At 38.2% G+C, this 16,186-nt stretch carries 14 protein-coding genes and 1 pseudogene; 11 read left to right on the plus strand and 4 right to left on the minus strand.

What is annotated here, in order from left to right; translation table 11 throughout:
- Positions 1-34: 34 nt before the first annotated feature.
- The 3 genes and pseudogenes from F967_RS14305 to F967_RS04835 all read left to right on the plus strand — a co-directional run bounded on the left by F967_RS14305 (position 35) and on the right by F967_RS04835 (position 3,267).
- Entirely contained in the window at positions 35-175 is a 141-nt protein-coding gene (locus tag F967_RS14305) for a PhzF family phenazine biosynthesis protein (RefSeq protein WP_378251356.1), read from the plus strand.
- Positions 151-354, plus strand: a pseudogene (locus F967_RS14310) (PhzF family phenazine biosynthesis protein); the annotation flags it as partial. The gene F967_RS14305 and the pseudogene F967_RS14310, both read left to right, overlap by 25 nt.
- A 144-nt stretch (positions 355-498) precedes the next feature.
- Entirely contained in the window at positions 499-3,267 is a 2,769-nt protein-coding gene (locus F967_RS04835; protein WP_004798530.1) for a M16 family metallopeptidase, read from the plus strand.
- 56 nt (positions 3,268-3,323) lie between these two features.
- Here the strand turns inward: F967_RS04835 and F967_RS04840 are convergent, their stop codons facing one another.
- Positions 3,324-3,713, minus strand: coding sequence for a DUF3144 domain-containing protein (locus F967_RS04840; RefSeq protein ID WP_004758723.1), 390 nt, complete (start codon positions 3,711-3,713; stop codon positions 3,324-3,326).
- Positions 3,714-3,819: 106 nt separating this feature from the next.
- On the opposite strand from F967_RS04840, the gene F967_RS04845 reads away from it, so the two are divergent.
- Complete coding sequence (locus tag F967_RS04845; RefSeq protein WP_004798532.1) at positions 3,820-4,452, plus strand: hypothetical protein; 633 nt, start codon at positions 3,820-3,822, stop codon at positions 4,450-4,452.
- 273 nt (positions 4,453-4,725) lie between these two features.
- Here the strand turns inward: F967_RS04845 and F967_RS04850 are convergent, their stop codons facing one another.
- A complete protein-coding gene (locus tag F967_RS04850) occupies positions 4,726-6,174 on the minus strand; it encodes a CYTH and CHAD domain-containing protein (RefSeq protein ID WP_004798534.1) in 1,449 nt (482 codons plus the stop codon).
- 177 nt (positions 6,175-6,351) lie between these two features.
- Between F967_RS04850 and F967_RS04855 the strand changes: the two genes are divergently transcribed.
- Positions 6,352-6,723 (plus strand): Mpo1-like protein, encoded by a 372-nt coding sequence (locus F967_RS04855; RefSeq protein ID WP_004674726.1) that lies wholly within the window; start codon positions 6,352-6,354, stop codon positions 6,721-6,723.
- A gap of 108 nt (positions 6,724-6,831) precedes the next feature.
- Positions 6,832-7,776, plus strand: a complete 945-nt coding sequence (gene cas1f / locus F967_RS04860; RefSeq protein ID WP_004798538.1) for a type I-F CRISPR-associated endonuclease Cas1f — start codon at positions 6,832-6,834, stop codon at positions 7,774-7,776.
- On the opposite strand, the gene F967_RS04865 is transcribed toward cas1f, so the two are convergent.
- Together F967_RS04865 and F967_RS14630 are read right to left on the minus strand one after the other, a co-directional pair.
- Positions 7,773-8,051, minus strand: coding sequence for a helix-turn-helix domain-containing protein (locus tag F967_RS04865; RefSeq protein ID WP_034431194.1), 279 nt, complete (start codon positions 8,049-8,051; stop codon positions 7,773-7,775). The two genes, cas1f and F967_RS04865, sit on opposite strands and share 4 nt — an antisense overlap.
- 153 nt (positions 8,052-8,204) lie before the next feature.
- Positions 8,205-8,441: a type II toxin-antitoxin system RelE/ParE family toxin gene (locus F967_RS14630; RefSeq protein ID WP_322782707.1), complete on the minus strand. Its 237-nt coding sequence runs from the start codon at positions 8,439-8,441 to the stop codon at positions 8,205-8,207.
- A gap of 290 nt (positions 8,442-8,731) precedes the next feature.
- Between F967_RS14630 and cas3f the strand changes: the two genes are divergently transcribed.
- From cas3f to cas6f, 5 genes are read left to right on the plus strand one after another with little or no spacing between them, the layout of a single operon-like run.
- Positions 8,732-12,112: a type I-F CRISPR-associated helicase Cas3f gene (gene cas3f, locus F967_RS04875; RefSeq protein WP_004798544.1), complete on the plus strand. Its 3,381-nt coding sequence runs from the start codon at positions 8,732-8,734 to the stop codon at positions 12,110-12,112.
- A 15-nt stretch (positions 12,113-12,127) separates the two neighbouring features.
- A complete protein-coding gene (gene csy1 / locus F967_RS04880; protein ID WP_004798546.1) occupies positions 12,128-13,378 on the plus strand; it encodes a type I-F CRISPR-associated protein Csy1 in 1,251 nt (416 codons plus the stop codon).
- Positions 13,378-14,262, plus strand: coding sequence for a type I-F CRISPR-associated protein Csy2 (gene csy2 / locus F967_RS04885; protein ID WP_004798548.1), 885 nt, complete (start codon positions 13,378-13,380; stop codon positions 14,260-14,262). Before csy1 ends, csy2 begins: the two co-directional genes overlap by 1 nt.
- Positions 14,263-14,289: 27 nt before the next feature.
- Positions 14,290-15,303 carry a type I-F CRISPR-associated protein Csy3 gene (csy3, locus tag F967_RS04890; RefSeq protein ID WP_004798550.1) on the plus strand — a complete coding sequence of 338 codons (1,014 nt, stop codon included), beginning with the start codon at positions 14,290-14,292 and terminating at the stop codon, positions 15,301-15,303.
- A 2-nt stretch (positions 15,304-15,305) separates the two neighbouring features.
- Positions 15,306-15,899, plus strand: a complete 594-nt coding sequence (gene cas6f / locus F967_RS04895; RefSeq protein ID WP_004681361.1) for a type I-F CRISPR-associated endoribonuclease Cas6/Csy4 — start codon at positions 15,306-15,308, stop codon at positions 15,897-15,899.
- Positions 15,900-16,186: the final 287 nt, after the last annotated feature.

Raw genomic sequence — 16,186 nt, forward strand, 5'->3', positions numbered from 1 at the left:
AAATTAAAAATCTTGAGAGTGCTGTGCAATGAAAATGTATCAGGTGGATGCGTTTACCAAACAACTATTTAAGGGCAATCCTGCGGCGGTGATTGTGACCGAGCAATGGCTGGATGACATCCTGATGCAGAATATTGCGCTGGAAAACAAGTTGGTATTGGCGAAGACCCTGTAACGGGTTCAATCCATACCGCAATTGCAGCGCTTTGGGCGGAAAAACTGGATAAAAAACGGCTGATCGCTTATCAGGCCTCCACTCGAGGTGGGATTCTGGAATGTGTTATTGAGTCTGAACAGCGTATTGAAATCTCAGGCTATGCGAAACTGTACATGCAGGCCGAACTGATGATCTAATTTGTAACTAAATCTCTATAAAAACAAAGAAAAAGGCTGTTTAAATCAGCAGCTTTTTTCAAAACATTACTATTAAAAATGCGAATCGTTCTCTACTATAGCCTATTGTTTTTATTTAATTCACCCAAAATATTTGGATAATCTATGTTAATGCGGTTTAAGCAGCTTACCCTTTCTCTTTGTTTAATCGGGTTAAGTGCAACTTCCTGGTCTCAGACAGTACTGGTCAAAACTGAAAAAAATATTGAAGAATATAAATTAGATAATGGTTTCAGAGTTATTCTTGCACCAAACGATAAAGAAAATAAGGTCTATGTCAACACAATCTACCTGACAGGTTCACTGAATGATCCAAAAGGCAAGGGTGGTCTGGCTCATTTACTGGAACATCTGGCCTTTAAAGGCACACAAAATGTCAAGGGAGAGGAGTTTCAGCGCCGTTTAGATCAATATACCCTGATGACCAATGCCAGTACTGACTATTACTCCACCAAGTATCTGAATATTGTTCGTCCAGAAAAAAACGCCTTAAATGAAATCCTGTATCTCGAATCTGAGCGTATGGACAAGCTGGTGTTACAGGAAAAATTTGTACCGTCTGAAATCGAGATTGTAAAGCGTGAACGTGAAATCCGTATGGATCAGCCCTTTGCGGTTTTGATGGATCAGATGTTTAAAGCAGCATACGGTAATCAATATTTGGGACGGTTGCCAATTGGGGATTTGCCCGAGTTAAAGTCCATCAACATGAACGAACTCAATCAGTTCTATAAAACTTGGTATGCACCGAATAATGCGATTATGGTTATTTCGGGTAAATTTGATAAAACTGAAGTGCTGAATAAAATTGACCAGTATTTTAGTCCTATTCCAGCACGGGTTGTGCCTGCACCTGTAAAAGTTCCTGTACTGGATGCCAGCAAAATTCAGCCACGACAATTTACCGTGCAAAAGGGCAGTGATCTGGCAAAATTCCATATCTATATGAATGGGCAGAATGCACAGCTACAGTCTGCCTTGTCGATAGCACCAGCACTCTATACCATGCAGCCAAGTGGAACCCTGTATAAGAGTATGGTGGAGACGGGAATCAGTACTGCTGTGCAGTCGACAACATGGCTGGATCAGGATTTTAATCTGGTATTTATGGGAGCGATTTATGCACCGAATCATGATGCCAAAAAAGTCGATCAAGCCTTAACCACAGGCGTAGAAAATAGCCAGCCATTTACCGATGCAGAGTTACAACGGGTCAAGAACATGACCAGAAATGCTGCTGATACCATTGCCAAGGATGCGACAGCTTTAGGTTCACGCCTGAGTGATTATGCTGTGGCTTCACATGGACAATGGGACCAGTATTTTAAAGATCTACAGGCCATTCAGGATTTAAAGCTGAATGATGCCAACCAGATCTTGAAGCAGTTTTTAGTTTCATCACACCGTATTTCTGGAGACATCTTGCCAACACCTGAAGACCAGAAAAAGGCAATGACCCAAAATGTTCAGGAACAGCCAAAAACGCTGGACCAGAGTGCTGAAAAAGCTGAACCATTAAAAGATGCCAGTGTTTATAAGCAGGAAGTTAGCCAATTTGTCACCCAGTCTGCCCAGCAGTTGCAAAAGAATGAGCAAAAGATTCAACGGGGTGAATTTAAAAACGGTATTCGTTATGCTTTATTCCCAACGTCAACTCGCGATGACAAAACTTATGCCACCATCAGTCTGGACTTTGGCGATGAAAAAACCTTATTTGGCAAGGGTGTCACTTTAGATTTAACCAGCTACCTGATATTACGTGGTTCAGAAAAGCATAGCTTGCAGGAAATTACTGATAGAGCAATTGCGGCAAGTGGTGGTGCTTCTGTCAGTTCAAATGGTAATGGTTTGACCATTAACATCAATGCCAAAAAAGACCAGTTTGAAGATTTTCTCAACTTTATTATTGAGGTGGTCAACCAACCTAAATTTGCCCAGTCCGAATTTGACTTGGCGAAAAACCAAAGCTTGTCGGTACTGGATCGCCCGTATACCGAGCCTGCTACTGTTGCATCCATGACCTTGGCAAGATTGCTGGAAACCTATCAGCCTGGGGATATGCGTTATCACTTTGAGCCTGATCTGGTCAAGAAACAGTTAAATGATGCAACTCAAGCGCAAATTAAACAGTTTTATAACCAGTTCTTCGTGACCAACCATGCCCAAATTGCAGTAACAGGGGGTTTTGATCCGAAAAAAATGCAGCAAACGCTGCAAAAAGCGTTTGGTTCATGGAAAACCAAACAGCCTTATCAAAAGATCACTTCCCCTTATGTGGCTTTTAAAGCACAGAAAGTACATGTCCTGTCAGAACAGCGTGAGTTTGGAAGTTACCAAAGTGTTCTTACCATGCCTGTTGGTGCTTACCATCCAGATGCGCCAGCATTGATTATTCTCAGTCATATTATGGGCAATTCACAGCTTTCCTCGCGTTTGGCGCAGGAGTTACGTGAAAAGAATGCGCTGGTCTATGGTTTTGGCAGTGATCTTGACTTGGACTCAGATACAGAAAGTGGCTCAATCAGTATTACAGCGAACTATACCGCTGGACGTTCTGATCAGGTATCCCAATCTGTGCATAAGGTTTTGACAGACTTGTTGAATAAAGGTGTGACTGAACAGGAACTGGAAGCAGCCAAAGCCGATATTATGAAAAAACGTGTCACTTCCTTGGAAGATGAACGCAAGATTCATGGCATGTTAACCGCACAGTTGGAACGCAATAAAACCCTGCTTGATCGTGAAAAGCGTGATCAAGAGATTGCCAGACTCAGTAAGGCGGATGTAGATGCCGTGATTAAGAAATATATCAAGCTGGATCAGTTTGTTGAGGTGATGGCAGATCAATATGGCCAGGCCCAGATTAAAAAATAAATGATCAAAATAATAAAGCCACTAAATCGGTGGCTTTATTATTTACGGAGTGACCATTAATGGTCGTGATCATGTTTATGTGCATGAAAATCTTCATTTTTGCGAAAGCGTAAATAGTTTTCAAACTGTTCACAATATTCGTCAAAGTTGTCTTCAAGCATCATCTGGAACTGTTGCAGTAAATAAGACATCACTTGTTCTTTGGCATCACGCATTTCATTGCCATCTTTAAAATTATTGGCTGCTACCCATGTGTTAAAACGGGCTGTACCAAATAACATGGCTGCACTGACTTGTGCCCGTAATTCAGCGGGATCAGTTTTTTGCCCTTTTGGCGGACGGCAAAATTCATTGGCCTGTTTGATAAACTCATCGGCACGCTCAAAAAATACCGCATTTAAAGCTTCTTCTTCCGTCACATCGGTAGCGTTAATTTTTTGAGACATGATCATTTCCAGCGACAAATTAAGACACACTATTATAGACAAAGCCTTGCTGAAACTAAACCTTTGCCTTAATCTAAAATAGCCTAAGCAAGTTGGAATAACCAAAATGTCAGATGCAATTGCGATCCAAAGCTTAAAAACCGATATTGCTTTACTACGCCAACACGTCTATCCACCGCAACATTTACAGCATGTGGAGGGTTTGCCGATTTATTATGCGCTGAAACAGGAAGTGGATGAATATTATCGACAATGGCAGCCTTTGATCGAAAGGGCACAACAGCTTTGCCAGCCCTTTATGCAGGATGAAGTGGTCGATGCGATTCATTTACCCAGTCATTTAAATTTGCCGTTATTTTTCTTTCATGTTGATCGTATCCGAATCAATAAAACCCGCGCTAAAGAATCTAAAACCTTTCGGGGTGTGGCGGCACTGGTGGAAAAATGTGGGCAGTTTGATACCGACCAGATTTTTGCTATGCAGGAATGGCTGGAAAGTGATGATACGGCTGCTTTGGTGGCACATCGGGAGTTTATTGATTTACGGACTTATGTGTTCCAGCATGGGCAAAGTGAATATACCCGAACCCGTTTTTATATGAATGGCATGATTCTAAGTGTTGAGCCGCATTTTGAATTGGTGGATGCACGGGATAAACCCCGTAAACAGCGTAATGATAGCTATAGTGATCCGATTGCCGATAATGGTGTTTGGAAAATTTTTGGAAAGTATCGCTGAATAGTCTAAGTCTAGTAAATATCTTTTTAGGAGTAGGGTATTAATTTTGATAAATAACTGCACAGCCACTAACATTAGGTAAAGTTTAAATGTTTTCGCATAGGCGATTTCCTACTTTGTTTTCGGACAAAGTAGGCAAAACCATTTGTTTGGCTGATGATACTTCCTTGTATCACAGCCAAACAGGCGGCATCCATGCCGCCCATCACGATAGTAAATGCTGGTTTTACTTTGTTGTACTTGCTGCTTGGATTAGCTATATAAAAGAAACAATTACGCCCAAAAAATATCTTTATGAGAAAGCACCTGTAGCTTTTTATTTGCTTTTTTTGTCACATGCGGCTGCTGTGCTTTGACCCAGCCTAAAGCAAATAAAAATTCTGGCTTTTCAGAAACTTGTTGCTGGAAAATCTGCTCAGCCACGAATAGGTCATTATAAAAACCTAAATATTCCTGAATCGGTTGCAGTTTATCCAGAAACTGCTGTACCTGCTTTTCAGGATAAAGCCCAGCAGTAAAGTCAATACAGTAACGTAACTGCTTAACTCGCTTACGGGTACGATGTTGCTGCTCTATAGAAAGTTCAGGAAATTGGGAAGCATCTTTTAAAATTTTATGATAGAGCTTGGTCAAGCTTTTGCTGACCTGTTTGGACAATTTGGCCTTTGCTTCATTTTCACTGTGAATAAAGCTAAGGAGAGATAAAAATAATTGTGTGGTTTGAGTATTGCTTAAACGTGTGGCAATTTCAGGATCAGTGTTGGAGCTTAATGCAAAATCAAAATCACAGACTTTCTTGATCAATGGAATGACGGAATCCCGAATGGCATCATGATCGCGTGATTGTCCCAATGCCCTAAAAATATCAGCTAACTCACTTTCCCAAGCAGGATTGATGTGTTCTGACCAATTGGAAAAATGTTTTAATGCTGAACGTAAACGGCGTAAACCCACCCGTGCCTGATGAATATGATCTGCCTCAGCCACGCCACCAGCAATGGCAGCCGCATTGGGTAGAATATGGTTTAGACTATTTTCAATCACCAATTTCAGTGCCTGTTCAGCCGATAGATTCGGATCTAATTTAAGTGATTTTGCTTTGGCGGCAGGAGAAGATTTTTTCTCCATAGCCAATAAATTGCCACGTTCTGCCTTGCTACGAACATCCAGCCAGAGTTGATATTTATCTACCCAGGTTTGAGCAAATTCAATTAAATCCTGAGCTGAACCTTGCTTGAGTTCAAACTCAACTTCACAGATTTTCGCCTGATCTTTGCCTGTACGAATTTCTCCATCATCCAGACAAACTTCAACCTGAGAATGATTAAACTCAAATACATGGTAAGTGCGCTGTACATCGGTTTGAAACTGCAATTGTAAATCGGCAGGTTCATTACCTAATATGTTACGCAACACATTTTGAACGGTTTGATTATGTTGATAATGTGATAAATCCAGTTCAGGTTCCTGTTCACATTTGCCCAATACAATATCTTCTTCAATCCGTTGTAAATGATTTTTACTGGCTGCCTTAAAGGTTTGTACCCAGCCATCTCCCTCCTGACGCAAGCGTATTGCAACATGGTTTTTTGCAAGTAGACGATCAGGCGTATCGTAATATTTGGCCTGTAAATGAATTTTTTGTGCTTTGTGTTTATTTAGGGTCTGTAAAACACTTTTTTTCTTGGATTCAGGGAGTTGAAATTTAAGCTCGATTTCCATAACGTAATGGCTCCTGACCATTTAAAATAACCAATTGAAATGAGTATAGCCTGTTGATCCTGAAAATGACTGTTAAAGTTTTTTGAAGCTTGGATATGTTGTGACACAATAATTTTATTTTGTTCAAGAAATGCAGTAACGTATGATGAGTTTTTGTACGATTAGGACGATCATAAAATGAATGCACCAGCAAATATCTCTCATCCAGTGGAATTTTCATTACCGATTAAAAATTATAATGAATTTTATCGCTTTTATTTAACTGAACACCGCAATATCAATAGTCGCCGTTTGCATGCGGTTGGTAGTTCTCTTGGTATTTATTTTTGGGCGAAAGCCATCCGCCAACGTAAGGCAAAATACTTGGCTTATGGCTTATTGTCTGGCTATGCCTGTGCGTGGGTGGGGCACTTCTTTCATGAACATAATAAGCCAGCAAGTTTTAAACAACCGTTTTATAGCTTTATCTCTGACTGGAGAATGTTGTCTGATATCGTACGTGGTCGCTTGAGTTTAATTGATCGTAAATTTGATAAAATTGATTCCTAATTTAAAAAATCCCTTAAACGACATTCGATGTCGTAAAGTCGCTTTAGGCGGCTTTTTTATTGTATTGATATCCGTTAGGCTTGGAAAAAATCAAGGTAAAATAGAAGTATGGAACAACTCAACCCATCAGACTTAAAAGCAATTCTTCATTCTAAACGGGCCAATCTGTATTACCTTGAACATTGTCGAGTGATGCAGAAAGATGGTCGAGTTTTATACCTGACCGAAGCCAAAAATGAAAACCAGTACTGGAATATTCCGATTGCCAATTCCACTGTAATTTTACTCGGCACAGGAACATCCATCACCCAAGCTGCAATGCGAATGCTGTGTAGTGCAGGTGTGTTGGTTGGTTTTTGTGGCGGTGGTGGGACACCGCTATTTTCAGGCAGTGAAGTGGAATGGTTGACTCCACAAAGTGAATATCGCCCAACGGAGTACATGCAGGGGTGGATGAGTTTCTGGTTTGATGATGTCAAACGTTTGGAAGTGGCGAAAGCTTTTCAAGTGGCTCGTATTGAATTTATCCGTAAAATCTGGGCAAAAGATAAAGATTTAAAAGATGAAGGTTTTTATCTGGATGATGCGGATATTAGCCAAGCTTTAATCGGTTTTGAAAATAAAATTCCACATCAAACCAAAGTTGGTGATTTGTTACTTGCCGAAGCCATGACTACGAAACAGCTTTATAAAATTGCAGCAACTCGTTGCAAACTCAGTTTTGAGCGTAATCCTGAACAGGGCGATTTAGCCAATGACTTTCTCAATCATGGCAATTATTTAGCTTATGGTTTGGCTGCAACCACACTTTGGGTGTTAGGTATTTCACATAGTTTTGCAGTGATGCATGGCAAAACCCGACGTGGGGCTTTGGTGTTTGATGTCGCTGATTTGATTAAGGATGCGGTGGTGTTGCCGTGGGCTTTTATTTGTGCCAAAGAGGGGATGACTGAGCAGGAGTTCCGCCAACAGCTATTGCAAAAATTCACAGAATATCGTTGTCTGGATTGGATGTTTGAGCAGGTGAAAGAACATGCTTTAAGAGAGTTTTAGTTTGTAAGTAATGAAACTTCAGAGCCATCAGGTAGCTGTACTTGTACAGCTAGACTTCCGCCTAGTGCATGTACATATCGTAGTAATGTCGATAATTGAACGTCTCCCTGATTTTCTAATTGAGAAATACTTGCTTGAGAAACATTCATTTTCTTTGCAATTTCTTTCTGTGTTATATGCTGTTGTTTTCTGAGTTCTGCTAAACGAATTGCTGTTACTGTTTGGCTAACTTGACTATTTATTTTTTCTTTTCGATCATTAGGAATTTTATTCATGAGCGAATCTAATGACTTAAATGTTTTCACTACTCTATTTCCTGTAAATAACGTTTATAAATTTGAATTGCAATTGTAACCATGGTCTTATAGAACAAATTCGCATTTCCAGTTTTATTTCCAGCGCACAACACAACAGCTTGGCGTTTTGGATCAAAAAAAAAGAGCTCGGTATGGATAACCTTGATGCTGGATTCGTAATTCTTTCAAATTGCATAACTCAGTACCTTGAATTGTATCCACATGTGGTCGACCTAGCTGTGGTCCAATTTGTTTTAAAACATTCAGACTATATAAAACACTATCTTGTTCGTCTTCGTTAAGACTAAAAAACCATTGCTCGAACTCGGAGGAATAAACAATATTCCACATTGTGCACCTCATAGTCATAATATAAGTTTTAGAAAATATAAGTCAAGACTTATATTAATGCAAATGATATTTTAATAATTAACAGTGACACCTTATAGGTATTGATTTTTTACATGAAGTGTATAAACTTAATCTTAAGATATTTGGAAAGTAATCAGCTTTCGAATTATCTTTGCCGTATAGGCTACTTAGAAATATAAAGTGTCACTGTTTTTCTGATTTTTCTTGACCACATAGGTCGCTCTAATAAAGGTTATCAGGAGGTTTATGCCCCTGATAACCTTATAAATAATATAAATGGATATAATATGATCGTGACATTTATCTCGCAATGTGAAAAGAAAGCAATCCCTCGAACTCGTCGTGCATTGGATGCCTTTGCAGATCGGATTGGTGATAACACTTGGCAAACGGTGATTACTGAAGAGGGACTAATTGCTGTTAAGAAATTGTTGAGAAAAACTGTGACTAAAAATACCGCAGTTTCCTGTCATTGGATTCGTGGTCGTCGTAGAAGTGAGTTAATGTGGATTGTTGGCAATCGGAATAAATTTAATGAACAGGGGATTGTGCCTGTCAATACCACCAAAAAAAGTTTAGCTCAAAATAAATGGGAAAATGACTGGCATTATTTGCCTTTAATTAAGGCACTTGTGGCGGTATCTGCTTTACTGCATGATTGGGGCAAAGCAACGGTTCTCTTTCAAGAGAAATTAAAACCTCAAAGTAATAATACCAAGAAAGGCGATCCGTTACGGCATGAGTGGATTTCCTGTCTTTTGCTCAATGCGTTGGTGCAATCGTCAGGTGATATTGACTCTGATGAAGCATGGTTGAATTTATTAATAGCGCAGAAATGGGATGAAGAGTTATTAAAACAAACGATTATTAAAAATTCAGACCAATCTAAAGTTTTAGATCAGCTCCCACCTTTGGCGCAATTGGTGGCTTGGTTGATCGTCTCACACCATCGTTTACCTGCTTTGAAAGATGAACAACGACGTAGAGATTATGCTGATACAAAAAAAGAAACACTGACAAGTTTGTTTAAAAGTATAAAAGTAGACTGGGGCTATCAAAATAAATTTGATGAACAGGATTATCAGCAACGTCTTAAACTTTGTTTTGAGTTTGAACAAGGCTTATTAAGCCAATCTGTTGAGTGGACAAAACAAATCAAAAAATGGTCAGCTCGATTATTGCAAGAATCACATACAACCGAACAAATCTTTGCAGATGGGAGTTGGCGAGTCATTTTACATCATGCTCGATTATGTTTGATGTTGGGCGATCATTACTATTCATCTTGTGAAGCAGATAAAACATGGAAAACCCGCTTATCCTTGAGAGCAAATACCGATCCAAAAACCAAACAATTGAAGCAATTTTTAGATGAGCATCTGGTGCGAGTCAGTGATAATGCAATGCGAGTGGCGCAGTCATTGAGTCGTTTAGCCGATGAGATGGAACCTGCTTATGATGTTCAAAAATTAAAAAAGAAAAGTCCTCAAGGTTTTGAATGGCAAGATCAGGCAGTAAAAGGCATTCAGCAATTTATTCAAAAAAATGAAGCTGCTGAAAAACAGGGCTGGTTTATTGTCAATATGGCAAGCACAGGTAAAGGAAAAACGATTGCCAATGCCAAGATTATGCAAGCTTTATCCAAAGATGCGCAGTCATTACGTTATATTTTGGCATTGGGTTTAAGAACCTTAACATTACAAACAGGCGATTCTTATCGTCATGATATTGGTTTAAGTAATGATGAACTTGCTGTTTTAATTGGTTCAAAAGCAGTTCAGGAACTCCATCATCACAATACAAAAAAAACTCAGCAGGATGAATCTCATCTGATAGAGGAAATTGGCTCGGAGTCATTGGAGGAATTGTTAGATAATGAGCTAGATTATGATGCCATGCCACAAGCTGATTTTATGAATGCATTATTTCCTCAAAATCAGGCTGAACGTAATAAAGCATTTTTATATAAACCTGTATTAGCATGTACCATTGACCATTTGATGGCTGCGACTGAAACTAAACGTGGCGGAAAATATATTTTACCGAGTTTAAGGCTTTCATCTTCTGATTTGGTGATTGATGAGGTTGACGATTTTAATGGTCAGGATTTAATTGCCATTGCTCGCCTTGTCCATTTAACAGGAATGTTGGGGCGCAAGGTAATGATTTCATCTGCAACCATTCCACCTGCATTGGCTGAGGGATTTTTTAATGCTTATCAACAAGGTTGGATGTTGTACTGTGCGTTTAAGAAATTAAAGCAGACCAATACTGTTGCCATGTGGGTAGATGAGTTTAAAACTCAAATTCAAGCTATTGATCTGGACAATCAAAAAGAGGCAATCCAACATTATAAAAATGCCCATGATAAGTATGTTGATTTGCGCTCAGATGCTTTGAGCAAACAAGTGATTAAACATAAAGCTTATATTGTGGATTGTGCTGATCTTGTGGCTGAAAAGGAAATACAACGCCTAGAACAAAGTTTACAAGCTCAATATTTTGAAAGAATTAAACAGAATATTGAACGTTTACATCACGATCATCACAGTATAGATGCGAAAACAGGGAAAAAAGTCTCTTTTGGTGTGGTACGTGTGGCGAATATTCCACCTTGTGTTGCACTAACCCGATATTTGTTAAACGCTGAATGGACGGAAAATGTTGCACCACGGATAATGGCTTATCATAGTCGGCAAGTCTTAGTGTTGCGAAGTGAGCAGGAAAAACATTTAGATCATGTTTTAAAACGTAAGGAAAAACTAGGAGAACAAGCGGCTGCATTTTCAGATGAGGTGATTCGTCAGCATTTAGATGTGACAGATTACGATAATGTAATTTTTATTCTAGTTGCAACGCCAGTTGAAGAAGTGGGGCGAGATCATGATTTTGACTGGGCAGTTGTTGAACCATCATCTTATCGCTCAATTATTCAGTTGTCTGGACGAGTTTTACGTCATCGAAAATTGGAACAAGACATTCAAAAGCCAAATATTGCTTTAATGCAATATAATTTAAAAGGATTACGCAAAGCTAAAGTTGCCTTTGAAAAGCCTGGTTTTGAAATAAATAATGATAAGTTTAAATTACAGAACAAAAATTTAAATGAGTTATTAGATATTTCAGGAACTGAATTTAGTATTAATGCCAGTCCAAGAATTAAAGCCAATCAACCCTTACAGGCGATAAAGAAATTGGCGGATTTAGAGCATGCAGTCATGGCAGATGCCTTAACTTCATATAATAAGGTTGGGGCAAAACCATTGAATTCATGGCTAACTCAAAAATGGTTTTTAACCGCTCTGCCACAGCAATTTAATCCATTTAGACAAAGCTCTCCTAATATTCAGCTTTTTGCACTATGGAAAGATCGTAAGCTTGTATTTTGTGAAAAAGATGATTTGGGGCGGTATATTGATCGGAATGGCTTCTATAACATTCATCCTTTTCAATTGAATGAATTAGAACAACAGCGATTATGGTTAAATCGAAACTATTACGACATTTTGCGTCGTTTGGCTGTTGATAAATTGCAAGAAAATGAGGATATTGAGGAAGAAGTAGAAAAGTTATCCAAGCGTTATGGGGAAATTATGTTGCCTGAATATGATGAGAATAAAAAACTCATGTATTCAGAACAATTTGGACTTGTAGTTTTAGATCAATAATAAAGAGGAGAGAACATGACGGAAAGCATTCAGAATTTCTTAAATGAACGTAAAGAACTTTGGTTAAAGGATCGTTTAAAAAAAGCAGAAAATGACAGTGTAATTTCAGAATTACAAGGTCAAGCGGATGATAAATTTAGTTTGAAAGAATGGTTGCCTGATGCTGCAAAGAGGGTTACACAGCTTTCTATGGTGAGTCATCCAAGTAAATTTAGTCATCCTAGTGCAAAAACATCAAGTGTGATTGCTCAAGCAAAACAGATTAATGATGGTTATTTACGCAGTGGAAATGTCAGCTATCCATTAGATGTGTTTGGTAATGCTGCTGCGATGGATGTTTTTAAATTTTTATCCTTACCACTCACTGAAAAACTGACAGTATTAGATGGTTTTGAACGGCAAGAAGAGAGTTTAAAAACATTACTTGTTGGCGCTGATTTAGACTTTGAGACATTAGGTACAGAATTTCTAAAAATAAAAGCGACAGATACTTCGGTAAAAACTGATCATTTAGTGAAGCAGGTTTATTTCCCGATTGAGCAGGCTGAATATCATTTATTGTCTGTTTTAACGCCATCAGGTTTAATCACTCGATTAAAACAATCAATTGATACAATACGTTTTTCTCAAGAAACTAAACAGGCTAAAGAGTTACGCAGGAAAAATGAGCATCATGAAATAGGTTATGCTGATATTTTTGATCTCACCATAACAGCTTATGGTGGAACACAGCCACAAAACGTCAGTGTTTTAAATAGTCAGAATGCAGGGCGAGCATATCTATTATCAAGCTGTCCACCTATGTTAGAAAAAAGAGCAATTCGTTTACCTAAAACAGACTTCTTTGCCCAATGTTTATATCGAAAAAATTATCAGGAAAGTTTTATTCAGCTTCATAAATTTATGCAGCTTGATTTAAATAATGATGATATTCGTACAGCAATACGAAATATTATTCAGTTTGTCATTGATCAAATATTAGTACTGGCATCTAAGACTCGAGAATATTCTACTGAGGGTTGGTCAAATCAGGATTATTACGCAAGTTTGCCAAAATTACAGCGTATTTGGTTGGATAAAATTTATCAGACAGAACGAGACGAAGATTCGGATTGGCGTGATGAATTAAGCAGGGAAATTGCACGTTGGATATTGCGAAGCTATGAAAAAGTGATTAGTGATGCTTATAAATTAGGAACTGGCGAGATACTGGATGTTAAACAACGTGTAGAAAAATCATTAAAACAAGCAAAGGAGTTTTTTTAATGCGCCAGTTTTTATTGATACCTCATTTAAAACTCCATAATGCCAATGCAATGAGTAGTCCTTATACCATTGGTTTTCCAGCAATGACTGCTTGGCTAGGTGCAGTTCATGCTTTACAACGCAAGTTACACAGCAAAGGCTGTGAGGTATCTTTGACTAAAGTCGGGGTGAGTTGCCATGAATTTAATTTGCAAACTTATAAAGGGCAAGGAGATTTCGTTCATTCAATTATTGGCACAGCCAATCCTTTGGACAAAGATGGAAGTCGACCTGCTTTTATTGAAGAAGCACGTTCTCATTTAGAAGTTTCTCTATTAATTGAATGCCAAAATATAGACCCCGATGAGAAAGAACAGTTTTTAGAAGATGTTCAACAGCTTATTTGCAGTATGAAGTTTGCAAGTGGAGATGTTCTTGCTGTTAAAAAATGTCAAATACTACAATTTGATGAAGATGCAGATCAGGATCGGGAATTAAAGCCGATTTTAAATAAACTGATGCTTGGACATGTATTGGTTGAACGCCGTGATCTAGTCATAGAAAGTATGAAACAAGGTAAAGATGCTTTGGATGCTGTTTTAGACTGTTTAAAAGTTACACATAGTTCTAGCGTAGATGAAAATGGCAAAGTGATATGGACTTCCAAGCGTAACGCACAGGGTTGGTTAGTACCGATTGCAGTCGGTTTTCAGGGTATTTCAGAGTTAGGTATTGCTAAAAACCAACGTGATGCCGATACACCACACCGTTTTGCGGAAGCTGTTTTGACGCTGGGGGAATTTATAATGCCTTATCGTATTGAAAGTATTGATCAACTACTATGGCAATATCATGTTGATTTAGAAAATAATTTATATCTTTGCCAAAACTCAACAACAATCTGATTTAAAAACTGAAAAAAGGAAAAGCTCATGGCTAAAAATGAAAAAGCAGTTGCAAGTGTACTCGCATTTGAAAAGAAACTTGTTCCATCCGATGGATATTTTTATGGTACGAGTTGGGAAAATCGTAATGAGCAAACGCCATTAAAACTGATTCCAAAATCAGTACGAGGAACAATTTCAAACCGTTTAAAACCTGCGGTTGCAGGCGATCCAATGAAGCTGAACGCTGAAGTTGAAAAAGCCAATTTACAAACTGTAGATGCTTGTGCTTTGGGGGAACATCAAGATACTTTAAAAGTTGGATTTACATTAAAAGTATTAGGTGGAATTGAAAATCCATCGGCTTGTAATAATGAAACTTTTTTAAATTCTTATCGGTCTGTCGCTCAAAATTATATTGAGAAGTATGGCTTTACTGAACTTGCAAAACGTTATGCACTGAATATCGCCAATGCACGTTTTTTATGGCGTAACCGTGTTGGTGCAGAAAAAGTAGATGTAGTTGTGACAGTGAATGATCAAGCAACAGTGACATTTAATGCTTTGGAATATCCACTTCATAACTTCGATCAAGTAGACGAGAAAGTACAAGCCTTAGCGAATCAAATTGCAAGTGCCTTAAGAGGGGAAGTCCCATATTTACTGATTAAGGTTGAAGCTTATGCTTTGGTGGGTAAAGGTCAAGAAGTCTATCCAAGTGAAGAACTTGTATTAGATAAAGGTAAAGGTGAAAAAAGTAAAATCCTTTACCATGTAAATGATGTTGCAGCCATGCATTCACAAAAGTTAGGTAATGCTTTGCGTACCATAGATACTTGGTATCCTGAATTTGATGAGAAAAAAACAGCGATTGCGATTGAGCCATACGGTGCAGTGACCAATCTTGGCAAAGCGTATCGTACCCCGAAAGATAAAAAAGACTTTTTTACTTTATTTGATAAATATGCATTAGGCGAATCACTTGAGAATCCTGAGCAAGAGCATTACGTCATGGCTGTTTTGGTGCGTGGTGGTGTCTTTGGTCAAAGTAGCAAGGATTAACTATGCTCTATTATTTAGAAATTACTTTATTGGAGCAGGAGGAAATTCCTCTGCATCTAATTTGGTCAAAAGTATATACCCAATTACATATTGCTTTTGCTGAACAAGCCGATGAACAGGGCAAGATTGTTTATGGTATTTCTTTCCCTAAGTATCGTTTAATTCAGCAGAAAAAATTGGGTTATTTAGGCGATAAAATTCGTATTTTTGCGGATTCAGTCGAAACATTGGAACAACTAAACTTAAACCATTGGCTAGAAAGACTGCAAGATTATGTGCATGTCTTATCTGCTCGTGAAGTTCCAGAAGATAAGATCAATGGCTATGCAACTTACTTTAAAGCCAATCCAAAATTAACGATTGAACAGCGTATTTTGCATCAAGCAAAACGCCGTGGAATTTCAATTGAAGAGGCAAAGGAACACTTTGAAGCATTGGAACTGACGGAGACTTTTGAACCTTATATTAATATGAAAAGCCAAACCAACGATATGAACTTCCGTTTGATTATTGGGAAAAAACGTGTTGATGAAGCATGTATTGGAAAATTTGGAAGCTATGGATTAAGTCGTACATCTACAGTACCAGAGTTTTAACCCAATATTTTTTAGACTCTTTAACAGCTTAATAAAATCAATAAGTTACAACAAGCCATTTTTTGATTGGGTAAATTTATAAAATACATGATAAATGCTTGTTGTAACTTATATTTTTGCTTTATTATAACTGTTCATGGCGACATACGCCATTTAGAAAATGCACATATTTAACAAATGCAGGTGTAAAGCGTTCATGGCGACATACGCCATTTAGAAATAAAAAATCGGCAAAAAAATACTTAAAAGTATGTTCATGGCGACATACGCCATTTAGAAATCACACT

Origin of the sequence: Acinetobacter sp. CIP 102637 (genome assembly GCF_000368425.1) — a bacterium.
GTDB classification, from domain to species: domain Bacteria; phylum Pseudomonadota; class Gammaproteobacteria; order Pseudomonadales; family Moraxellaceae; genus Acinetobacter; species Acinetobacter parvus.